Annotated in this window: 20 protein-coding genes and 1 pseudogene; 13 read left to right on the top strand and 8 right to left on the bottom strand. The window is 43.0% G+C overall.

The annotated features are described in order from the left end of the window. Positions 1-7: 7 nt before the first annotated feature. From trpCF to PNC201_RS09820, 4 genes are read right to left on the bottom strand one after another with little or no spacing between them, the layout of a single operon-like run. Entirely contained in the window at positions 8-1,372 is a 1,365-nt protein-coding gene (gene trpCF / locus PNC201_RS09835; RefSeq protein WP_102056943.1) for a bifunctional indole-3-glycerol-phosphate synthase TrpC/phosphoribosylanthranilate isomerase TrpF, read from the bottom strand. Further along, the gene (gene trpD, locus PNC201_RS09830) at positions 1,365-2,369 is read right to left on the bottom strand and encodes an anthranilate phosphoribosyltransferase (RefSeq protein ID WP_102056942.1); all 1,005 of its coding nucleotides are present in this window, start codon (positions 2,367-2,369) and stop codon (positions 1,365-1,367) included. Before trpD ends, trpCF begins: the two co-directional genes overlap by 8 nt. A gap of 9 nt (positions 2,370-2,378) precedes the next feature. Beyond that, positions 2,379-2,960 carry an aminodeoxychorismate/anthranilate synthase component II gene (locus PNC201_RS09825; RefSeq protein WP_010378569.1) on the bottom strand — a complete coding sequence of 194 codons (582 nt, stop codon included), beginning with the start codon at positions 2,958-2,960 and terminating at the stop codon, positions 2,379-2,381. Continuing rightward, positions 2,953-4,530 carry an anthranilate synthase component 1 gene (locus tag PNC201_RS09820; RefSeq protein ID WP_102056941.1) on the bottom strand — a complete coding sequence of 526 codons (1,578 nt, stop codon included), beginning with the start codon at positions 4,528-4,530 and terminating at the stop codon, positions 2,953-2,955. Before PNC201_RS09820 ends, PNC201_RS09825 begins: the two co-directional genes overlap by 8 nt. Before the next feature lie 436 nt (positions 4,531-4,966). On the opposite strand from PNC201_RS09820, the gene rnm reads away from it, so the two are divergent. The 6 genes from rnm to PNC201_RS09785 all read left to right on the top strand — a co-directional run bounded on the left by rnm (position 4,967) and on the right by PNC201_RS09785 (position 9,419). After that, positions 4,967-5,812, top strand: coding sequence for an RNase RNM (gene rnm, locus PNC201_RS09815; protein ID WP_102056940.1), 846 nt, complete (start codon positions 4,967-4,969; stop codon positions 5,810-5,812). A gap of 4 nt (positions 5,813-5,816) precedes the next feature. Then, positions 5,817-6,437 (top strand): L-threonylcarbamoyladenylate synthase, encoded by a 621-nt coding sequence (locus PNC201_RS09810; RefSeq protein ID WP_010378577.1) that lies wholly within the window; start codon positions 5,817-5,819, stop codon positions 6,435-6,437. Between the two features lie 11 nt (positions 6,438-6,448). Continuing rightward, positions 6,449-7,243, top strand: coding sequence for a segregation and condensation protein A (locus PNC201_RS09805; RefSeq protein WP_102056939.1), 795 nt, complete (start codon positions 6,449-6,451; stop codon positions 7,241-7,243). Positions 7,244-7,296: 53 nt separating this feature from the next. Further along, on the top strand, positions 7,297-7,884 hold the full coding sequence (gene scpB / locus PNC201_RS09800; RefSeq protein WP_010378581.1) for an SMC-Scp complex subunit ScpB: 588 nt from the start codon (positions 7,297-7,299) through the stop codon (positions 7,882-7,884). After that, positions 7,881-8,741 carry a 23S rRNA pseudouridine(2605) synthase RluB gene (gene rluB, locus PNC201_RS09795; protein WP_010604963.1) on the top strand — a complete coding sequence of 287 codons (861 nt, stop codon included), beginning with the start codon at positions 7,881-7,883 and terminating at the stop codon, positions 8,739-8,741. The genes scpB and rluB overlap by 4 nt, the downstream gene beginning before the upstream one ends. Before the next feature lie 273 nt (positions 8,742-9,014). Next, complete coding sequence (locus PNC201_RS09785; RefSeq protein ID WP_102056938.1) at positions 9,015-9,419, top strand: GFA family protein; 405 nt, start codon at positions 9,015-9,017, stop codon at positions 9,417-9,419. A 301-nt stretch (positions 9,420-9,720) separates the two neighbouring features. On the opposite strand, the gene PNC201_RS09780 is transcribed toward PNC201_RS09785, so the two are convergent. Continuing rightward, the gene (locus PNC201_RS09780; protein WP_102056937.1) at positions 9,721-10,464 is read right to left on the bottom strand and encodes a YciK family oxidoreductase; all 744 of its coding nucleotides are present in this window, start codon (positions 10,462-10,464) and stop codon (positions 9,721-9,723) included. A gap of 196 nt (positions 10,465-10,660) precedes the next feature. Between PNC201_RS09780 and PNC201_RS09775 the strand changes: the two genes are divergently transcribed. From PNC201_RS09775 to PNC201_RS09765, 3 genes are all read left to right on the top strand, one after another. Continuing rightward, positions 10,661-13,090 carry a VolA/Pla-1 family phospholipase gene (locus PNC201_RS09775; RefSeq protein WP_102056936.1) on the top strand — a complete coding sequence of 810 codons (2,430 nt, stop codon included), beginning with the start codon at positions 10,661-10,663 and terminating at the stop codon, positions 13,088-13,090. Between the two features lie 102 nt (positions 13,091-13,192). Next, positions 13,193-14,206 carry a protease SohB gene (sohB, locus tag PNC201_RS09770; RefSeq protein WP_102057869.1) on the top strand — a complete coding sequence of 338 codons (1,014 nt, stop codon included), beginning with the start codon at positions 13,193-13,195 and terminating at the stop codon, positions 14,204-14,206. Positions 14,207-14,317: 111 nt separating this feature from the next. After that, a complete protein-coding gene (locus PNC201_RS09765; protein WP_045988126.1) occupies positions 14,318-14,626 on the top strand; it encodes a hypothetical protein in 309 nt (102 codons plus the stop codon). Positions 14,627-14,763: 137 nt separating this feature from the next. On the opposite strand, the gene PNC201_RS23505 is transcribed toward PNC201_RS09765, so the two are convergent. Continuing rightward, positions 14,764-15,285, bottom strand: coding sequence for a hypothetical protein (locus PNC201_RS23505; protein ID WP_233525157.1), 522 nt, complete (start codon positions 15,283-15,285; stop codon positions 14,764-14,766). Positions 15,286-15,346: 61 nt separating this feature from the next. Continuing rightward, positions 15,347-15,682, bottom strand: a complete 336-nt coding sequence (locus PNC201_RS23500) for an NAD(P)H-binding protein (RefSeq protein ID WP_233525156.1) — start codon at positions 15,680-15,682, stop codon at positions 15,347-15,349. A gap of 154 nt (positions 15,683-15,836) precedes the next feature. Here PNC201_RS23500 and PNC201_RS09755 point away from each other — a divergent pair, with 154 nt between their 5' ends. The 4 genes and pseudogenes from PNC201_RS09755 to PNC201_RS09735 all read left to right on the top strand — a co-directional run bounded on the left by PNC201_RS09755 (position 15,837) and on the right by PNC201_RS09735 (position 18,431). Then, positions 15,837-16,253 carry a MerR family transcriptional regulator gene (locus PNC201_RS09755; protein ID WP_102056935.1) on the top strand — a complete coding sequence of 139 codons (417 nt, stop codon included), beginning with the start codon at positions 15,837-15,839 and terminating at the stop codon, positions 16,251-16,253. Between the two features lie 43 nt (positions 16,254-16,296). Further along, positions 16,297-16,677 (top strand): annotated as a pseudogene (locus PNC201_RS23715) (transposase); the annotation flags it as partial. Positions 16,678-17,032: 355 nt separating this feature from the next. Beyond that, positions 17,033-17,464 carry a hypothetical protein gene (locus tag PNC201_RS09745; RefSeq protein ID WP_102056934.1) on the top strand — a complete coding sequence of 144 codons (432 nt, stop codon included), beginning with the start codon at positions 17,033-17,035 and terminating at the stop codon, positions 17,462-17,464. A 133-nt stretch (positions 17,465-17,597) separates the two neighbouring features. Continuing rightward, positions 17,598-18,431, top strand: a complete 834-nt coding sequence (locus PNC201_RS09735; RefSeq protein ID WP_010604686.1) for a hypothetical protein — start codon at positions 17,598-17,600, stop codon at positions 18,429-18,431. Between the two features lie 999 nt (positions 18,432-19,430). Here PNC201_RS09735 and PNC201_RS09730 read toward each other — a convergent pair. Next, the gene (locus PNC201_RS09730; RefSeq protein ID WP_102056932.1) at positions 19,431-20,462 is read right to left on the bottom strand and encodes an IS110 family transposase; all 1,032 of its coding nucleotides are present in this window, start codon (positions 20,460-20,462) and stop codon (positions 19,431-19,433) included. Positions 20,463-20,726 lie beyond the last annotated feature (264 nt).

Here is a 20,726-nt window from a genome sequence, read left to right as displayed (position 1 = left end):
GTCCACCTCAATATTTTCGAATTTGTGTAAACGCGTTAGCGATTTTTTGAGCGCATTTTTTACCAGGCGATTGCTCAACGCCTGAATTTAGGTCAAGACCATCGGCACCTATATTGACGGCACCTTGAATGTTGTCGGGGTTTAGGCCGCCAGCCAACATATAATTGCTCGAACTACGATTTAATAGCTGCCAATCAAACACTTGCCCCGTGCCACCAAATGCGGTGTCGGTTTTGGTATCGTACAATTGCTTGTCTACGCCAGCAAAGGGGCTTGGCAGTGCTGTGTCCACACCCTGTGCTTTCCAAATTTGACAGGTAACTGGAAGTTGTTTTCGCAGGGTATCGATGTACAGCGCATCTTCATTGCCATGTAATTGCACTGCACTCAGTTTTAATATTTGCGCATACTCAGCAACTTGCTCAAGCGGTGCGTTAACGAACACACCAACGTACTTGAGCGGTGCGCTATCGGCGACGGCCTTCGCACAATCAATGTCGACATAACGAGGCGATTTTGGATAAAAGATAAGGCCACCGTATACCGCTCCAGCTTCATAAGCTGCTTGCGCATCTTGGCTTCGAGTAAGACCACACACTTTGTTTTCGCCCAAAATCAAGCGTCTGCAAGCAAGTTCTAAGTCCTGTTCAGCCATCAGTGAGCTGCCAACCAAAAAGCCGTCACAAATCGGTGATAAGCGTTTCACATCGCGGTGCGTGTATATGCCAGACTCTGAAATCACCACTTTGTCTTCGGGGATTAACGCTCGTAGCTTTTCTGTTGTTGCTAAATCCGTTGATAAATCTCTGAGATCACGATTGTTAATACCGATAAGTTCAGCATCTAACGCAAGCGCTCTTGTCACTTCTTCTTCGTTGCTTACTTCCGTTAAAATCGACATATTAAGTGATTTAGCCACGCTCGCTAGTGCCAAATATTCTTCGTCATTTAATACAGACAACATCAAAAGAATGGCATCGCCACCGTGTAAGCGGGCGAGATAAACTTGGTATTCATCAATAAAGAAGTCTTTACAGATCAGAGGCTGATCAACCAGCTTTCTCACCGTGGCAAGGTATTCATAACTGCCTTGAAAGTATTTTTCGTCGGTTAGCACACTAATACACGTCGCGTACTTACGATAAACATTGGTAATTTCAGTCAAATCAAAATGTGAGCGAATAAGGCCTTTTGAAGGAGACGCCTTTTTGCACTCTAAAATAAATTGGGTCCCAGCTTGCGCCAACGCAGCGATAAAGTTAAGCGTGGTGGGGGTTACTTCATCGATAAAGTCACTTAACGGACGCTGCGCCTTGCGCGCTTTTAATTCTTCGACTTTATCGGCAACAATTTTTTCTAATACATTAGCCATTACTCACCTCTACAATGTTAGCCAAGGTTGTCATGGCTTTCTTGGTAGCAAGCACTTCGCGTACTTGTTCGCTTGCGGTTTTAAAATCTGTGGCTTTATCGGTTAATACCAACAAGGCTGCAACGTTTGCAATGATCGCTGCATTGTGTGCTGCTTCGCCTTCACCATTTAAAATCGCAAGACTCGCTTTCGCGTTATATTCTGGCGTATCACCAGCAATAGATTCAAGTGAATAGTTTTCTAGTCCAAAATCGCTTGGGGTAACGGAGTATTGCGTCACTTCACCCTGCTTTACTTCTGCGACTAGCGTTTCGCCGTGCAGAGCAATTTCATCTGTGCCACTACCGTGAACTACCATCGCTCGTTTCGTACCTAAGCGGTTTAGCGTTTCTGCCATGGGTAAAACAAGGGCAGGGTCGTAAACGCCGAGTAATTGCACCTCAGGCTTAGCAGGGTTTGCCAATGGCCCGAGAATATTAAATATCGTGCGTGTTTTTAGTTGCGTGCGAACCGGCATGGCATGCTTTACACCAGCGTGGTAATGCGGTGCAAACAAAAAGGTAAAGCCGGTCTTTGCTAAGCACTTTTCTGCAAGTGCGGGGGTCATATCAATGTTGATCCCAAGTGCTTTTAGTAAATCCGCAGAGCCTGATTTACTGCTCACGCTGCGATTACCATGTTTGACCATATTAATACCACATGCTGCGGCGACAATGGCGGCGGTGGTACTCACGTTGATGGTATTTGTTCCATCGCCACCCGTACCACAGCTGTCTGCTGCGAGTAGGTCTTGCTTGTCAAATGCGGTTGCATGATCACGCATGGCCTGAGCTGCTCCGGCTATTTCCGCCGCTGTTTCACCTTTAAACTTTAGCGCAAGTAGCGCTGCGGTAAGTTCGATGTCGCTCAGTTGTCCAGCCATAATATCGCTAAACAAGGATTTGGCGGCGTCGAACGATAAATCTTGCTGCTGTAATAGAGGTTGTAACTTTTCCATCCTGATCTCCTAAGCGCTAAGGTACGCGATACTTTGTTGTAATAGCTGAGCGCCATTGGGGGTCAATATTGACTCTGGGTGAAATTGATAGCCAATCACTTTGTGTTCACTGTGATAGATAGCCATCGGAATGGCTTGATATCTCGCGATCACTTGCAGTGCTGGTGGTACGCTTGTTGCCATTAGAGAGTGATAGCGCGCCACGGGGAATTGCGTCCCGAGTCCGGCAAATACCGGATGCTCATCCGCTTCAATAATAGAAGATTTACCATGTACCGTCTCACCTGCTTTGCCAACTTCACCACCATAACTTTGGGTTAGGGCTTGTTGACCAAGGCAAATCCCAAGCATGGGGAATTTACCTTTACATAGCTCAATTAACGCGAGCAAACAGCCTGCTTCCGATGGCGCGCCAGGTCCTGGTGATAAAACTAAGATCACAGGATCAACCTCTGCACACATTTTATTGAAAATGGTTTCGGCAGAGATATTGTTACGATAAACGACCAAGTCGAGTCCTAGCAAACTAAGCTCATCCACAAGGTTATAACTGAAAGAATCAAAATTATCTAAAAAGTATACCTTAGTCATGGTTTGCTCCTTCATACGTGGACTGTACTGCTTTAATCACTGCCATGGCTTTAGCTTTAGTTTCATTTGCTTCGCTTTGTGGATTTGAATCAAACACAACACCCGCACCCGCTTGCACGTAAGCAACGTTATCTTTTACAAACGCGGAGCGAATTACGATGCAGCTGTCCATGGCGCCATTGCCCATCAAATAACCTACCGCTCCGCCGTAGCTGCCACGACGCTGCTTTTCTGTATGGCGAACCAGTTCTGCGGCTTTAACTTTTGGTGCGCCGACGAGAGTGCCCATATTCATACAAGCCTGATAGGCGTGAAGCGCATCTAAATCCGGCTTTAATTGGCCAACGACGCGCGATACTAAATGCATGACTTGTGAGTAGCGGTCCACTTTCAATAATTCTTTTGCGTGTCGAGTACCTGCAATACTGATCCGTGCGACATCGTTACGAGCAAGGTCAACCAGCATAAGGTGCTCTGCACGCTCTTTTTGATCGTTGCGCAGCTCAAGCTCAATGCGGCTATCTAAATCTGGATTGATACTACCATCAGCAAACTTACCTCGTGGTCTTGTCCCCGCAATGGGATAGACTTCAACTTGGTTACTCTGCTCACAATATTTGAGTGCAGACTCTGGAGATGCGCCAAATAACACAAAGCGCTCATCCTTCATATAAAACATGTAAGGACTAGGGTTTTGTAGTTTGAGCTGTTTATAGGCGGCGAGTGAGTTATGGCAAGGAAGTGAAAAAGTGCGAGAGGGAACGACTTGAAAGATGTCACCGTTGATAATGTTGGTTTTCAACTTTTCAACGTGTTGACAATATTCGTCGTCACTCACATTGACTTTGACGTCTGCACCGCCACTTTGTGGCTCAAACTGAAATTCAGTGATTTGGTCACACTGACTGTTTAGCTCTTCTAGCTGTTTGCCTACTTCAAAACAATTGGCGTGAACCTCAGGGCCATTGAAAACATTACCAATGAGCTCAGTAGTTCGTGCTTGATGATCGATCACAACTAGGGTTTCAGCGAGATAGAAAACATAGTCGGGACAGTCGTTGTCCCCATCTGGTACTTCAGAAAGTTGCTCAAAGTTTGCAACCATATCATAGGCGAATACACCACCTAAAAAGACGGAAAACGGCGTATCTGAGTTACGTTTAATTTCATTGATACAGGTTCTGAGCGCACTAAAGGCGTTATCCGCTTTTAGTTTTGTATACTCATCAATGTTACTTTCCAATGCGTTGTACGTGAGCGTCAAGGTATTATCATTGAGGGTCACGTCACAATTTGTGACCTTTTGCGCAAGGTACGGTAGTAACTGAGCACCATTGTTAGACAAGGCTTTGGCAATGACTTGGGCGCCGTTACATTCGAATCGAATCGCACTATCCACAAGCACGATACTTTTCACATTGTCTTTAGACTCTATTTCTGCTGATTCGAGCAGTAGCGAGTTTGTTTTGTTTAAACCTGCGTATAAAGACAGTGGGCTGGCAATATAATCGCGCCTTTGTCTTATGCTGGTGACCTCACCTGGTGTGGTCGTTATGTGACTAAAAATCAAACCTCATTCCTCTTAATTTCTAGATATTCTGTTTAGAAAATAAAAAACCCCCGAAAGCTGAGCTCTGCGGGGGTTATTGTTCAGACACAACAATACCGTCCCGCTAGGGCATCCACCACCACCAAATTGTGTTTACTGTGATATTGTTGTTCATATAAGCCTCTAAAAAGTATAAAAAAACCCGCGACATTGCGCGGGTTGATAAATCGTAGATATAACGAAACACACCCGCTTAGTTCGAGTGCCACCACCAAATGTTTTTTTGAATTTGTTTGTTCATTTGTGAATATTTCGTTGTTTAATCTAAATTAGCTACAGTAAACCCTATTTTTGCTACAAGTGTCAAGGGCAAATATCAGAAAATAACCTAAGGTCGTATCAGTTAACTTGTGATATAATCAAAACGTTGATAATTCATAGAGATAGTTAATACATTTTGATTAAATATGACCTTCATAGCCATACTACTTTTTCCGATGGCCGCTTAGCTGTTGATGAATTGCTTGAGCGAGCAACGGAAAAAGGCGTTGATATTCTTGCAATTACAGATCATGACACGATAGATGCGATCCAGCCTGCCCGTGACTACATTAGTCAAAATAATCTCACGTTAGAACTTATCAATGGCGTTGAAATTTCCACAAAATGGGAAAGCTTTGAGATCCATATTGTTGGATTGAATTTTGACCCTGAGCATGAAGCATTAACAAAGTTACTGCACGAACAGCAGCAAAAGCGAGAAGCCAGAGCAAAAGAAATCGGCGAGCGATTAGCCAAAAAGGGCTATGAGCATGTCTACGAAGATGCCCTTGCGCTTGCCCAAACTGCGCAGATCACCAGAGCGCATTTTGCTCAAGTGCTGGTTGAGCGAGGTGTGGCTAAAAACGTGCAAAGCGTTTTCAATAAATTTTTAGCACGTGGCAAAACTGGGTATGTGCCAAGTCAATGGTGCGATATACAAACGGCTGTCGCTGCTATTCATGCTGCGGGTGGAGTAAGTGTGTTGGCGCATCCTGCTCGATATAAGATGTCGAATAAGTGGCTAAGAAAGTTAATCGCTGAATTTAAAGCGGTTGGGGGAGCTGCAATGGAAGTTGCACAGCCGCAGCAAGCGCCTACTGAGCGCCAATTTTTGGGGCGGCTAAGTCAAGAGTTTGAATTGTTAGCAAGCCAAGGGTCAGATTTCCACTTCCCAATGCCTTGGGTCGACCTTGGTCGTAACTTGTATTTACCTAAAGATTGTCAGGGAGTTTGGCGTCATTGGGGAGGCAAAGAGGAATAAGCTTATGAGTCAATTTTTTCATATTCACCCAGATAACCCGCAAACGCGTTTAATTCGCCAAGCGGCTGATATTATTGAACAAGGTGGCGTAGTGGTGTTTCCAACCGACTCCGGCTATGCCATTGGTTGCAACCTCGGTAATAAGCAAGCTAAGGAGCGGATAGAGCGGATCCGCGGCATCGAAAAACACCATAACTTCACTCTTTTATGCCGTGATCTGTCGGAGCTTTCGACCTATGCCCGTGTCGATAATCAAATGTTTAGGATGATTAAAAATAATACGCCCGGTCCGTACACGTTTATTTTTAAAGGGACGAAAGAAGTTCCTCGTCGTTTGCTCAATGAGAAGAAAAAAACCATCGGGATCCGTGTGACTGATAACCCAATTACTTGCGCGTTGTTGGAAGCACTAGGTGAACCTTTGATGTCATGCTCTTTGATTTTGCCAGGAGAGCAGTTTACTGAGTCTGACCCCGATGATATCCGCATGCGTCTTGAGAAGCACGTAGACTTAATCATCCATGGTGGCTATTTAATCGAGCAAGCAACCACCGTTATTGATATGTCTGAAGACACCATTGAAATTTTGCGTCGTGGCTGTGGTGATACGTCGCCTTTTGAATAACGCATGTTGAGATGACAGAAGCACTCCAACAGAAATTACCGCTGGCTTTTTTACACGGTGAAGCGGTAATTGAAAAGCCGGAAGATCTTTATATTCCCCCCGAAGCCCTAGAAGTTATCTTAGAGACCTTTGAAGGCCCGTTGGACTTACTGCTTTATCTTATAAAAAGACATAAATTAGATATTCTAGAATTACCGATTTTTAGTATTACTCAGCAGTATGTTCAGTATGTTGAAATGATGAAGGACATGCAGCTCGAACTTGCGGGTGAATACTTAGTGATGGCAGCTTTGCTGGCACAAATAAAATCAAGAATGCTATTACCAAAACACGAAGAGTTAGAGGAAGAGGAAGATCCCAGAGCAGAGCTGGTGAGGCGCTTGCAGGAATACGAGCAATTTAAGCAAGCTGCTGAGAACTTAGATGATATCCCTCGTGTTGAGCGTGATATCTTTGTCGCTCATGCGTTGGTAGACAGTAGTACCGACTCTGAGCCAGAATTCCCAGACATTGAACTGAGGGAATTACTTTTGGCGCTGTCGGAAGTGATGGCTAGAGCCAAGACCTTTGAGCACCATCATATATCCGCAGAAGCACTTTCGACTCGAGAGCGTATGAGCTTTATATTGCAATTGCTACGAGAACAGAATAAGCCGGTAGAATTTGCGCGATTTTTTACCTTGGACGAAGGGCGCAGTGGTGTGGTGGTTACTTTTATTGCCATGCTCGAACTCATTAAGGAGCAATTAGTTGACTATATTCTGTCAGCAACAGCAGCGTCGATTTACCTGCATTTAAAAGGCTAGGGGATGGCTGCAGCCTCTGCTATACTCCGCATTTTTATCTTCAAGCATAAAATATGAAAAGACGCGTTAGCGATGAACAACTGGTTGAATTGGTTGAAGCAGCGATTTTCGTTTCAGATAAGCCGTTATCTAAAAAGCGCTTAAAAGAAACTGTGCTGGAAGATATCAGCGTGTCATCACCGCGTATTGATCAGGCACTGGAAACACTGGTAAATCATTATCAAACTCGCGGTGTAAGGCTGGTTGAGGTTGGTACTGGATACCGTTTTCAAGCTTGCCCGAGCTTGAGCCCTTGGCTAAGTAAACTGTGGCAGGAAAAAGCACCAAAATACTCACGTGCTACACTTGAGACTTTGGCATTGATTGCTTACCGGCAACCAATCACTCGAGGCGAAATAGAGCAAGTGCGCGGGGTCACCGTGAGTTCTAATATTATCAAAAGCTTGATAGATCGCGAGTGGATAAAAGTGGTGGGTTACAAAGAGGTACCGGGTAAGCCTGCATTGTATGCAACGACAAAACAATTTTTAGATTACTTCTCATTATCTGGTCTTGGGGAATTACCTCGATTACCTGAACAACATAATGAGAAAATAGAACAGTTATTAAACGATCCTTCTGTGAGAGAACCATCTGAATGAGTGAAAAACTACAAAAAGTATTGGCAAGAGCTGGCGTTGGCTCAAGACGCGAAATGGAAAAGTATATTGAGTCTAACCGCGTAAGTGTAGATGGAAAAGTTGCCAAGCTAGGAGACCGAGTGGAAGAGACTTCGGTGATCCGTGTAGATGGACATATTGTTAAAATAGAGCAGCAAGAAGAGCGCATCTGTCGCGTACTTATGTATCATAAACCTGAAGGTGAGCTGTGTACTCGTCGCGACCCTCAAGGTCGTCGCACTGTATTCGATAGGCTACCAAAGTTAGATGGTGACCGTTGGATAGCAATTGGGCGATTAGATATCAATACATCAGGCCTGTTGCTCTTTACCAATGATGGTGAGCTAGCTAATCGCTTGATGCATCCAAAATACGAAGTGGAACGTGAATATTCTGCTCGCGTATTTGGTGAAGTAACAAATCAAACGTTGCGTACATTAACCAAAGGCGTTGAGCTAGAAGACGGTCCTGCAAAATTCCTTAAGATTAAGCCACTTGGTGGTGAAGGCCTGAATAAATGGTTCAACGTAACACTGACCGAAGGGCGTAATCGCGAAGTTAGACGTCTTTGGCAGTCGCAAGATGTTGAAGTGTCGCGTTTGATCCGTATCCGCTATGGTAAATTGGAGCTTAATAAGCGTTTACCACAAGGTGGATGGGAAGAATTAAAATTAGAAGATGTTAACTACCTACGTAAATCGGTAAGCATGAGGGCCGAGCAGCAAACTAAGTTGTCGGTTATGCCAGAAAAGCGCAAAGACAAGCGCGCGAAAATTAATAAGATCCGCAAAGCAGTGAAAAAGCATAATCAAAGGGTCAAAACCCCAAGAAGAAAGTAATTTAAGCTTTTTATACCAATTAGCTTATTTAAGTGAGCTATTTTGAGGCGAGAAAATCTTGTCGATAACACCGCTACCGCGTCCTGCTATCGCCAAGGTACCTACATCCATATAGGCAAGGCAAAAATTTTGCTATTTAGTTGTTCTAAATGAGAAGTTTTTAACGTAGTTAGCGTCAGATTTGCTCCTTCAAATTGATCAAGTATTAAGACTAATTGGTATTAAACACCAGCCTAGTGAGCTGGTGTTTTTGTATTTGATAAGGAGATGCAAATGAAAGAGATGTTTGCTGGTAGTTGTCTGTGTGGTCAGGTTAAATATCTTGTAGAGGGCAACGCGCAGGGCTTTTATTTATGTCATTGTGAGTATTGTCAAAAAGACACAGGGTCCGCACATGCTGCGAATTTATTTTTTCAAAATGCAGTGCTAACTTGGCTTGCGGGCGAAAAGTTAATAACCCGCTTTATTTTACCGAATACTAAGCACGTTAAAGCCTTTTGTACTTGTTGTGGCTCTGCATTACCAAACCAGCAGCCTGTTGGTATAGCGGTACCTGCCGGTAGTTTAGATGATGCGCCGAGTCTTACGCCAACTGCACACCTATTTATCGCGAGTAAAGCGAAGTGGGATGAAAAATTAGAGCAAGTGCTGGCGTTTGAAACCTTGCCGAGAGATTAACTTAAGTAATATAACCTGAGCTGCGGATAATTAATGCCTTTCTAGCAGCCAGTTTTAGCGCTAACTGCGTTGAATTCACTTCCAATAGCCAGCTATTGGTGCGTAAATTCGCCTTGCCTACAGGATGTAGGTACCTTAGCGAGAGCAGGACGCGGAAGCGGTGTTTTCCCTAAAACTCTCTGGCTAGGCAAGGAAAAAACTAAGTTGTGCTTTAGCAACAATGAGTTGGAACATTCCTTATCCAAACCTCAGGTTAATATAGAAGGCTGCAATTGTGGATCTGCAGCCTTTAAAGTGCTAGTTAGTAGGTTTGGGCATCTAAAGATTGGCCATTAACTTCGATTGAGTCATCAGACATCAAGTACAGGTATGTTGGCATTAATTCTTCAGGTGTTTTTAGTTTATCTTTATCTTCACCTGGGAATGCTGATGCACGCATACTTGTTCTTGTTGCACCAGGATTAATGCAGTTGATGCGAATATTGGTTTTACCCACTTCTTCGGCCCAAGTTTGCATCATACCTTCGGTTGCGAATTTAGAAATTGCATACGCTCCCCAAAACTCACGACCTTTACGTCCTACACCCGATGAAGTAAAGACGATAGAAGCATTAGGCGCTTTTCTCATTACAGGGAATAGCGATTTAGTGATCACCGCTTGGGCTGTTACGTTTACCTTCATTATGTTTTCAAAGGTTGAAACGCAAAAGTGTTCCATTGGACCTAAAGAGCCTAAAATAGAAGCATTATTTAGCAAGCCATCGAGCTTACCAAATTGCTGCTCGATAGTGGCAGCTAAGTCTCGGAAGTGTTGTTTGGTTGCACCACGTAAATCTAAAGGTACAATTGCAGGCTGTGGATAACCGGCGTTAACAATTTCATCATAAACGGCTTCTAGTTTATTGGTGGTTTTGCCTAATAGAATAACCGTTGCACCATATTTGGCGTAATTAATCGCCGCAACACGGCCGATGCCGTCGCCGGCACCTGTTACTAGTATCGTTTTATTCGCAAGTGCGTTTTCAGGAGCTTGATAAGTCTGCATTCTGGACTCCAATTAAGATGTTTGGGCTATTTTATCACAATGCCGTAGCAAGTTAGCGAATTTATTGTAAATATGGCTGGCGAAATAACAAAGTTTGAGTTAAGTTTAACTGGTCTAATGTCTTATTAAAAATGCAATTACATAGATTTAACGAGAATTATCACAATAATAATAAGATTATGTCGGAGCCTATAAAATGAAAAAAATGCTACTCTCACTCGCAGTATCAGCAGCACTCGCTGGCTGTGGAGGCGGTGAAACGTTAGAAGATGTAAAAAATGATACTACACCCGTTTCTCCAACGATTTCTGTTAAATTTGATCCATCAGGTGGTGTGATCTCAGTTCCAAACGATATTCTTTTATCCGGCACTCAAGACGGTACCTTAAACCTACCTGACGAAATGTCAGGAGTGAAAGATGGTGAAGGTAACCCTCTGGTAACGCGTGCAAGCTACGCAAACCCAAGTATTGTGATTGGCGCCTTAGATGGTTGGTCGACGCAAATGCCTTACGTTATCGACATGACGACACCGAATGGTTTGACACTCGATGCGCAAAGCGTCATGACCCCGGGCTCTGTACGAATTTTTGAAGTTGCAATGGGTGGACCATTACAAACCGACGAAGACTGTGCTCAGGTGCCTTCAGGTATCGCTTGTAAGCCAATTGCTGAATTACAATTTGGCCCTGATGGTGATTTTGTTACTATGGCTAATAGCACAGGTAACGGTTTAGCTATTATCCCAGTTAAACCATTCAAACCTGAAACTACGTACATTACTGTTTTGACCAAAGGTCTTAAAGACTCAAAAGGTCAAAGTGTAGATGCTTCTTCGACTTACACCTTATTGCGCCAAGACGCGCCATTGGTAACTGATGCTCAGAAGTCTCTTCAGGCTGTGATTCGTAGCTATGAAGGGGCGGTAACTGCAGCGGGTTCGGTGAGTAAAGAAGAGATTATATATACAGCTGCAATGACGACACAGTCGACAGGCCACGCATTGGCGGCGACTAAGCAATTGTTAGCCGCTAAATTACAAGGTGGTGCTAACCCTGTTGTCGCTGTACCTGCACAACCGGTGATCACCGTTGCAGATGCACTTGCAGGAAAAGTGCCTGATGCTATTTTACCTGCTTTTAGAAGCGTACGTTTATTGCAAGGTCAAATACAACTACCTCAGTACTTATCACAACCAAAAAATAAAGATATCTCTGCGCTAGCTGATACCTATTGGCAAGCTCGCTGCGACAGCGCGGTAGCTGTCGCTGGATATGCGGCGCAAGCTGGTGGTTTACCAGAGCCAACAGAACCAAATGATATTGCTTGTAATACACTTTCGGGTGGAAAGTTGAGAGATTTAGGTTTAGATGGTACTAAGTTCTTAACTAAGTACAATCCAATCCCTAAAGAGCAGTGGCTTGCTAATGTTCCTGTGCAAATCACAATGCCTGCGGATGAGTCTCAGCGCCCAGAAGGCGGCTGGCCTGTTGTTATCTTGCAACATGGTATCACGAGTAAAAAAGAAGACATGCTTGGTTTGACGTTGTCATTAACACAAGCAGGATTTGCCACAGTTGCGATCGATCACCCAATGCACGGTGCTCGCGGTTTAGATATCGATGGTGATGGCACTGATGATTTTAATGCCTCGACAGGTAGCGTGTTATCCTACATGAACCTTACATCGTTGTTGGTTGCGCGTGATAACTTAAAGCAATCAGCAGCAGATTTAATGGGTTTACGTTTAGGCTTAAACTTCATTAATCTAGCATCTGGCGGTCAAGTTAACTTTAATACTCAACAAGTTAGTTACCTAGGTCACTCACTTGGTTCTATTGTAGGCCCAAGCTTCCTTGCACAAACCAATACACCATTAAATCCAGCAATTGATGGCTTCTTTAAAGTTGAGTCAGCAGCGCTTGCAAGTGGTGGTTCGGGTATTGCTAATTTCTTGATTGAATCAAAATCATTTGGCCCGTTTGTACAAGGTTCAGTGTTGAGCTCTGCAGGTAACCTAGCATCGCAAGCGTTTAATACCTATCTGCAAGAAGGCGCAATTGCTGACTGTGGTGCGCTTGCTGCTGTACAAAGTGAGTTTGTGTCGTGTGCTTATGCAACCTTTAGAGCAGGGCTAGAGGCGGCTGAAGATACCGCAACACTTGCACTGATTGATGGTACGGTGACGCAGTTTGGTTTTGCAGCACAAACGGCATTAGGCAGTGCCGATCCACTTAACTATGCAGCTTCCGTGAAAGCGCTACAAACGCCAGTATATATGAGCGTTGTTACGGGTGGTGTTGATGGCAATGCTGCTGACTTGGTTATTCCTCCAACAACAGAACGCAGCTTCTTGTCAGGTAGCTTACCACTTGCTGGTTTCATGGGCTTAATGCCTGCAAGCGAAACGCAAATGAGTCAAGACGGAACACCTGGAAGTTATGTAGTGAAGTTCTCTCAGGGCCATCATAGTTCAATCTTGACGACAGGCTTTGATGAAAGAGCTGGTGGTACAGCAGCAGGACACGCCGCAGCGTCACTCGAAATGCAAACACAAGTTGCAAGCTTCTTGAAGTCAAAGGGTTTGGTTTTACAAGTATCTAACCCGGATGTTGTTGCAAACTAAGACATTTTTCGAGACTATAAAAGGCCGCGCTAGCGGTCTTTTTTGTGTCCATTTAATATTGAGTTAAATGGCCCCCTTTATGAGCTAAATGAGGAGAACGACTTGGCATTTTTGTTTGAATATGGGTTATTTCTAGCCAAGACAGTAACCATTATCTTTGGTATCGCAGTAGTCATTATTTTGATGGTGGGAGCAAGCTCAAAACCAAAATCGAAAAAGGGTGAGATTGAAGTTATCGATTTAAGCGACAGCTTGGCACAATCTAAGCAGCAGTTTTTGCAGCAAACGCTTGATAAAAAGGCGCTAAAAGCCCTAAATAAGTCGCAATCAAAAGCGCAAAAAAATAAAGATAAAGAAGCAGAGAAAAACGTTTTTTATCTTGAATTTAACGGGAGTATGGACGCTCACGAAGTCTCGGGTTTAAGAGAAGAGATCAACGCTATTTTAACGATTGCAGATAAAGAAAAGGATCAGGTTATTGTGTCTGTAGAAAGTGGTGGTGGGGTTGTTCACGGTTATGGACTTGGTGCATCGCAGCTTACGCGTATCAAGCAAGCGGGTATTCCTCTAACCGTCTGTGTAGACAAGGTTGCTGCAAGTGGCGGATATATGATGGCCTGTGTTGCAGATAAGATTATTGCAGCGCCATTTGCAATTATTGGTTCAATCGGTGTGATTGCGCAGATCCCCAACTTCAATCGTTTATTGAAAAAGAATAACGTTGACTTTGAAATGGTAACCGCTGGTGAATATAAGCGTACACTCACGCTGTTTGGTGAAAATACGGATAAAGGCAGAGAAAAGTTTAAAGAGGAGATTGAAGAAACGCATGGTCTGTTCAAACACTTTGTCTCTGATAACCGTGTCGAGCTCGATATTGAGAAAGTGGCCACTGGAGAACATTGGTTTGGTACACAAGCGTTAGAACTTAAACTAGTTGATGAAATATCAACCAGCGACGATTTACTCATGTCACTAAATGAAAGTCACCAACTTTATAAAGTGGCTTATAAGGCTAAAAAAGGCGTTGCTGAGAAGTTTGGACTTCAGTTGGGGCTCGCCATTGAACGTTTCTCCGTTAAAGCGTTAACAAAACTAAATCAGTCTAAATATTAGTGACTGTTGTTCAGTTTATATCAATAAGCTTTATTTCAAACTATTAACAATACTTTATAGACGGCATTGTGTTTACAAAGTGTATGATGCCGCGCTAAAAGAGAGGTTGTTATGAATAAAGTTATTGTACTTTCTCTACTTACCTTTAGTCTGACTTTAGGTTTAAATCAGGCGAATGCTAAACCGGAGAAGTTACCACCGGGCCTTGAGAAAAAGTTGAAGCAGGGCAAGCCACTTCCACCAGGTTGGCAAAAGAAGCTCCAAGTTGGAGAACGCTTAGATCCAGATATCTACGACCATGGCAAAGTGATTTATCGCGACAGAGATCGGGATTTGGTAACGATAAGCGTTGAAGGTAGGGTCATCAGGGTACTTGAAAACACCCTAGAAATTGTCGAAATTCTTAAAGGGATGAGATAAAAAGCATCAACTCTGTGCGGGGCAATTTCCCGTACAGAGTCCAAGTTTAGCAATCTAAGTGTTTGTTCCTCGCCAAAGCGTGTGTTAGTTGTAGCACTTAACTTAACGCCTAATGATCTAGGTATTAAATAACGTCGTCATTCCTTGAGAGTTGTTGTTAGTCCATCTCGGTAAGTGGTAATTTCAAACTCCGTAAAGCGCTGCTTAAATTTATCTGATACAAATATGTTGTCGACTGCATATCGAGGTAACAGTTCTCGTGTTTCTCTTATAGGTTTGCTAAAAATGCTTAGCAGTGATAGCTGCCATTTCTTTAATATTGAATACTTGCCTTGAATGCCGAGTATTTCGCTCGCTAAGTTAACGATTTGCTTGTAAGTGAGTCGATTGTCATCACATGGTAGATGCCATGTCTGGCCATACGCATCAGAGGTATTGCCTAGTAACGCCATTGCTCTGCTAGCATCTGGCGTGTATATCAAGGTACGTAACGTATTATCGCTGATAAAGATTTTCGCAGCATCGCCTGTTCGCAGCTTATCAAGAACCGCTGTATTGGTGATACTTTGCGTTTTACCCGGCCCATAAAACTCAGGCGCGCGGCAAATCATCGCATTGACTTGGCCTGTGCTCATCGCATCGAGCAGCATATTCGCCATTAGTCCTCTAACTTTGCCTTTTTCGCCATATGGCAAAAAAGGTGTTTCTTCTGTGAGACGTTCATTGCTTTGCGGGTATATAGGTGTTATCAAAATACACTAATTTGGCATTATGTTTTGCGCACGCATCGATGACATTTCGCATCATAATAGGAAATTGCTCAACCCACATGTTTGTGTCAATCGGCAGTCCTGCGGTTAAGTAAACAATTTCAGAGCCTGCTACTGCTTTTTGCGTTTGACTGCCGTCAAGTAGATTAGCGCTGAGTAATTCGTCCGTGGCGTTTATCTTTTTTGGTGTTCGGCTGACAAGACGAATGTTAGAGGTAAAGTCTTTCTTTAAAGCTCGGGCGAGCTCACTACCAATTTGACCGTTTGCTCCAAGTATTGTTTGCATAAAAATCACCTTAATTTGTATCTGTTTTGTGCAAGCATAAGGTTAAAGTAAACTTGAAGGTCAATACTTAATTTCTGTTATCTGCTATTGTTTGGGATAAGCACAGACTTTTTCATTTAAGCTAGCAGACTGAGCGCAGTAGGAACTTGAGTTTATGAAAATTGGTGAATTATCAAAAAGAACAGGTTTGGCGACGTCGAAAACTCGATTCTATGAGGATATTGGCCTACTTAAATTAGTTAAGCGCGCTGCCAATGGTTATAGGACCTATCCCCCTGAAGCTGAAACTGTATTGCATTTAATTTCAAATGGTCAAAAGGCAGGCTTTAGTTTAGATGAGTTGAGTAAATTACTTCCGAGTGATCTAAGTGACTGGAAACATGATCAGTTACTTAACGCTTTACGTCAAAAACTTGCTGATATTGAACTGATGGAGAAAAAGCTTGCAGACAACAAACGACAATTAAACTCCATCCTTAATGACATAGAAGCCAAACCAGGTGACATGGCGTGTGCCGACAATGCCAAGCGAGTGATATCACAAATGGGGATGGGTAAAAGGAGAAGGTAGATGCAAAAGGAGGAGAAAGAAGGACAGCCATTTCTAATGCTGCGTGTATAACAAAACACGTTTAGTATCAGCGAATGCACAGTCGGTGAGCTTCAAATACCGAGATTACGCAGATGATAATCGTGATAAAGTGATGACACTGAGTAATGACGAATTCTTACGGCGTTATTTGCAGCATGTACTACCGAAAGGATTTATGCGTATTCGGCATTACGGTTTTTTAGCCAATGCATGTCGCAAGCGAAAGTTAGCGCTGATAAGGTCGCAGGCGTCATGCACATGCAGAGCAAAGAGGCCAAAGACAGGAGAAAACGTGACATTGATACCGAATTGGCCTTGTCAGCATTGTAAGGTAGGTATCTTGCGGCTAATTGGCGTATTCAAGTTAGATGCAACACCGACCAAAGTAGAGCGAAAGAGTTAGCAGCTTGATAGCTGCTCAAAATCAATTAGTTAACCGGCTTAATTGCTCAGGCTAGCGGCCTTTGTACGCGTAAAAAATATAATTGCTTATTAAGGCAGATTTAGGTGTAATGAAGACATAATAAGCGCTGAGCGATGCAGGGAAAGCTTACATAACACTAGCTAAGCTGATTACACTAGCTAGGAAAGTGAGAGCCTCCAAAAAGCAAATTCCCTTAGTATAAATAACACCAACTCTGACAACATCGAGCGGGTAGCGGCTCAGTCCAACAAGCGATTATGCAACACAAACTGCGTGTCGCATAAATACTAAAATGTTATGTATCCGAACAATATAAAAAATGGAGATAGTCAGTATGGAAAGATTCGCTTATTTTTCACCAGAGTTAATTTCTGGAGATGAGCTAAGAGCTGCATATACCTTCGCAGTAAAAATGGCTAAAGAAAAAAATGCACCACTAACAGTTTTGGTCAATAGCATAGGAACATGCAGCCAGTTTTTAGAGAAAATCTTTAGCGAAGTGGAAAAGAATAAACTGAGGCGATACGAAACCATTACTAAAAACGGTGTAGACGTTCAGCTTAAGTCACCTGATGGCTTTAAGGATTATCAACCTTATGGGGTAATCCTTGCGTTACATTCTTCTCCAAAAGCCATCCAGAAAATAGAGTCTAATGACCAGACAATAGCAGTAATAGCGGTGGCTGAGATTAACCACTTAGCAGAGCACCTTACCAACTGGAAGACTGAAAAAGACGTTAAAGAACTTAAGCGACAAGATACATAACAAACTGTTTAAGAGTGATTCGCAACGCGTGGCATTTTCACTATGCGTTGCGTTTGGTGTTTACGGTAGTATGCGGCAACATCGGTATTGCGTTGCTCACACCTTAACAGGGCGTTAGCCATCAGGAGGGCAAATGTACTTAAAGAAAAACTTAGATATTGTACAAAAGATTCGAGAAGCAGATTTCCAAGGGCAATCAAAACAACAAATGAAACCTCTTTATATTGAGCAAAATGCCTTTGATGTCGAGCTAGACACACCAATATATAGAGTAATGGAACTGCAACATTTATATTCTGACGTTAGTAATAATGTGTTAACCCATGTCAAAGCGTGCAAGGAAACTTGGGGGGATGATTATGAAAATCCCTTATTACAAGTAGAATATACAGAAGAGGTAACAGGCGAAAAATTATCTTTAGCTGGGATCGTGGATGATTTCTACGGTTTATCTTGGACTTATGATGATGTTGAGCGCTCTTCAAACTGGCAGGCTTTTTCTTACGGGCAAGAAGCTGTAAGGATAAAGAGCACGCCAAGAAAACTTCTTAATGCCTTGATGTCACTAGACGACAATTTTTTCATGCTTCATCACTACATAGGCAAGGTGAACTATTATGATGCAGATGATCTAGTTCAGTATTTTAAACAAACCCACTATGAGCACCATCTGGATTCGTTAGGTCAGGGGGCTGTTCTTTCTCTAATGGCACTCAGAAATTGCTTTGAGAGTGAGCAAGAAGTTAGGTTGTTATATTCTTACGATCCAGGTTCGAATGACTGGGTTGCCCAAAATGTAACTAAGCCCCAAGGTTTCCCACTTTGCAGAGTACCGATTAACTGGGCTCAAATCTTAGATGAGGTCGTGCTAGCTCCGGGATTAGAGGATTCAACTCTAAGTTCAGTTAGAGAGTTTTTGAGTAACAGAACTATCAAATGTTTAGTTAAGAGCAGCGCTTTAAGTTGATGGCTAACAAATTGCTTAAGTGAATTAGTTCTGACCAGACCTTTGGCAATTTTGGTTTGGTTGAGTTTAGGGGTTACGGTGGCTTTGCTCCGGTTTCGTGGTATTAGCCGCACCTTAGCAAGGCGTTAGCTGGCTCTCTAGTATCCGCGCTTTATAAATCATTGATGACATATATGGACGCTCTGCTGCTGTCAAGTAATACTCATCCAACAAGGTTGTTTTAACAGCCTTGTTGCTTCTTTTATTTATCTCTCATTTACTATTTGTATGTATTGATAAACAGTCACTTTGAGTCACCCTAAATAAGGTGCTGCTCTGACATATATTCGGGCTTAACTGACTTTCAGCGCCCTTAATGAGTTTCGAACCTAGCCACCCAAAAAGTAGAATACACCCACGCGGCATTGAATGCCTTGTCTATAACGGGTTTAACTGGGTAGGTTTGACCTTTTGTTCATCGTTATGTTTACAGCAATGAGAATATTGTATGGAATCAATGACACCCATCGTTATTTGTATCTATGCTGGCAAAGTGAGATTAAAAAGTACGGAAACACTTAAACGAAGATGGAAAAAAACGTTCCTAAGTGTATGAAATTAATGACATATGTGGACGCTCTGCTGCTGTCAAGTAATACTCATCCAACAAGGTTGTTTTAACAGCCTTGTTGCTTCTTTTATTTATCTCTCATTTACTATTTGTATGTATTGATAAACAGTCACTTTGAGTCACCCTAAATAAGGTGCTGCTCTGACATATATTCGGGCTTAACTGAATTTCAGCGCCCCTAATGAGTTTCGAACCTAGTCACCCAAAAAGTAGAATACACCCACGCGGCATTGAATGCCTTGCCTATAACGGGTTTAACTAGGTAGGTTTGACCTTTTGTTCATCGTTATGTTTACAGCAATGAGAATATGGCTATCAAGGGCTCATAAACACCCACTCGGGCTCGAGGCCCTTGTCACGACCGGGCTCCTTAATAGCCATAATTTGAGTCATGATTGCGCCTCACTTTGTGTATATTGGGCTTTATAAGGTTCATTTCTTTGTAGCAATATCCACATTAAGCGAGCCAATCGGTGGGCCGTGGCCACCACCGCTTTATTTTTACCGCGACGTTCTACCAATGCGTTGATCCATTTGTTTAAATCATCCTGCTTTTTGTGCGCATGATTGACCACTGTACGGGCACCATGAATGAGTTGTTTTCTTAGATAACGATCACCTCGTTTGGTGCTCCCTCCCATCTTATTGGTTTCACCCGAAGCATATTGACGTGGTGTGATCCCAAGCCACACAGCCAACTCCTTTTTATTAGAAAATGCTTGCCCTTTATCTATTGTGGCACTCAATGCCGATGCGTTGATAATCCCAATTCCGGGGATGGATTGGATAATTTGAGCAGCTTGGCTCTGTTCATTAAACTGCTTAAATTGTGCCTCTACATTTTTAATATTGGCGTCTAACTTTTGCATTTCTTCATAAACGTCTCTGAGGAGTAGATTTAAAGCTCCATGTAAATTACGGTTGAGCAGATCAGCAATGGTTGCACGAAAAGACTTTAAGCTCTTCTTGATGACGATGCCAAATTCAAGTAACAAACCACATGTTTGGTTGATGCAGGCGGTTCGATTATGTATGAGCCGTTCCCGATAGCGATGTAGTGCTAGGATTGCTTGTTGATGCTCTGTTTTTACAGGAACAAAGCGAATGTTAGGTCGAAGGCTCGCTTCATAAATCGCCATACAATCATTTTTATCGTTTTTATTGCCACGGACAAAAGGGGTAACATGTTGCGCAGGGATAAGCTGAACTTGGTGCCCAGCTTGTAAGCAGTACCGCCCCCAATAATGAGACGTTGAGCATGATTCCATAACAACATTACAAGCAGGTAATTGGGTCAATGTTTGCAAGAGCTTTGCTCTATCTAACCTTCTGGAAAAACATTTATTACCTTGCTTATCAAACGATAAAAGTTGGAAGACATTTTTTGCTAGATCAATTGAAAGCGTGCTAACGTTATTCATGATGGACTCTCCTAATAACTGTGTTTGCAACTATCAGTTTGGCGCATTGACGCCGATTTGGGAGCGTCCATCTCATCACCCACCATCATTTGTATCTATGCTGGCAAGTAAGATTTAAAAGTACGGAAACACTTAAACGAGGATGGACAAAAGCGTTTTTAGATAGGGTGACCTTTGGCGGGTAAGCGTATCTCTACACTAAAACCGGGTTATCGCGCACGACAAAGCGCTGTAAATACAACAGTAAGAAATTCTAGCGTTGAG

This window comes from Pseudoalteromonas sp. NC201 (assembly GCF_002850255.1).
GTDB lineage: Bacteria > Pseudomonadota > Gammaproteobacteria > Enterobacterales > Alteromonadaceae > Pseudoalteromonas.
The sequence above is the reverse complement of the archived record's forward strand: the minus strand, read 5'-3'. Positions and strand labels throughout refer to the sequence as shown.

Bases quoted from the DNA above. Each gene is read 5' to 3' on its own strand.
- trpCF (WP_102056943.1), bottom strand. From the start codon at position 1,372: ATGGCTAATGTATTAGAAAAAATTGTTGCCGATAAAGTCGAAGAATTA.
- trpD (WP_102056942.1), bottom strand. From the start codon at position 2,369: ATGGAAAAGTTACAACCTCTATTACAGCAGCAAGATTTATCGTTCGAC.
- PNC201_RS09825 (WP_010378569.1), bottom strand. From the start codon at position 2,960: ATGACTAAGGTATACTTTTTAGATAATTTTGATTCTTTCAGTTATAAC.
- PNC201_RS09810 (WP_010378577.1), top strand. From the start codon at position 5,817: ATGAGTCAATTTTTTCATATTCACCCAGATAACCCGCAAACGCGTTTA.
- PNC201_RS09805 (WP_102056939.1), top strand. From the start codon at position 6,449: ATGACAGAAGCACTCCAACAGAAATTACCGCTGGCTTTTTTACACGGT.
- scpB (WP_010378581.1), top strand. From the start codon at position 7,297: ATGAAAAGACGCGTTAGCGATGAACAACTGGTTGAATTGGTTGAAGCA.
- rluB (WP_010604963.1), top strand. From the start codon at position 7,881: ATGAGTGAAAAACTACAAAAAGTATTGGCAAGAGCTGGCGTTGGCTCA.
- PNC201_RS09785 (WP_102056938.1), top strand. From the start codon at position 9,015: ATGAAAGAGATGTTTGCTGGTAGTTGTCTGTGTGGTCAGGTTAAATAT.
- PNC201_RS09780 (WP_102056937.1), bottom strand. From the start codon at position 10,464: ATGCAGACTTATCAAGCTCCTGAAAACGCACTTGCGAATAAAACGATA.
- PNC201_RS09775 (WP_102056936.1), top strand. From the start codon at position 10,661: ATGAAAAAAATGCTACTCTCACTCGCAGTATCAGCAGCACTCGCTGGC.
- PNC201_RS09765 (WP_045988126.1), top strand. From the start codon at position 14,318: ATGAATAAAGTTATTGTACTTTCTCTACTTACCTTTAGTCTGACTTTA.
- PNC201_RS23505 (WP_233525157.1), bottom strand. From the start codon at position 15,285: ATGGCGAATATGCTGCTCGATGCGATGAGCACAGGCCAAGTCAATGCG.
- PNC201_RS23500 (WP_233525156.1), bottom strand. From the start codon at position 15,682: ATGCAAACAATACTTGGAGCAAACGGTCAAATTGGTAGTGAGCTCGCC.
- PNC201_RS09755 (WP_102056935.1), top strand. From the start codon at position 15,837: ATGAAAATTGGTGAATTATCAAAAAGAACAGGTTTGGCGACGTCGAAA.
- PNC201_RS09745 (WP_102056934.1), top strand. From the start codon at position 17,033: ATGGAAAGATTCGCTTATTTTTCACCAGAGTTAATTTCTGGAGATGAG.
- PNC201_RS09735 (WP_010604686.1), top strand. From the start codon at position 17,598: ATGTACTTAAAGAAAAACTTAGATATTGTACAAAAGATTCGAGAAGCA.
- PNC201_RS09730 (WP_102056932.1), bottom strand. From the start codon at position 20,462: ATGAATAACGTTAGCACGCTTTCAATTGATCTAGCAAAAAATGTCTTC.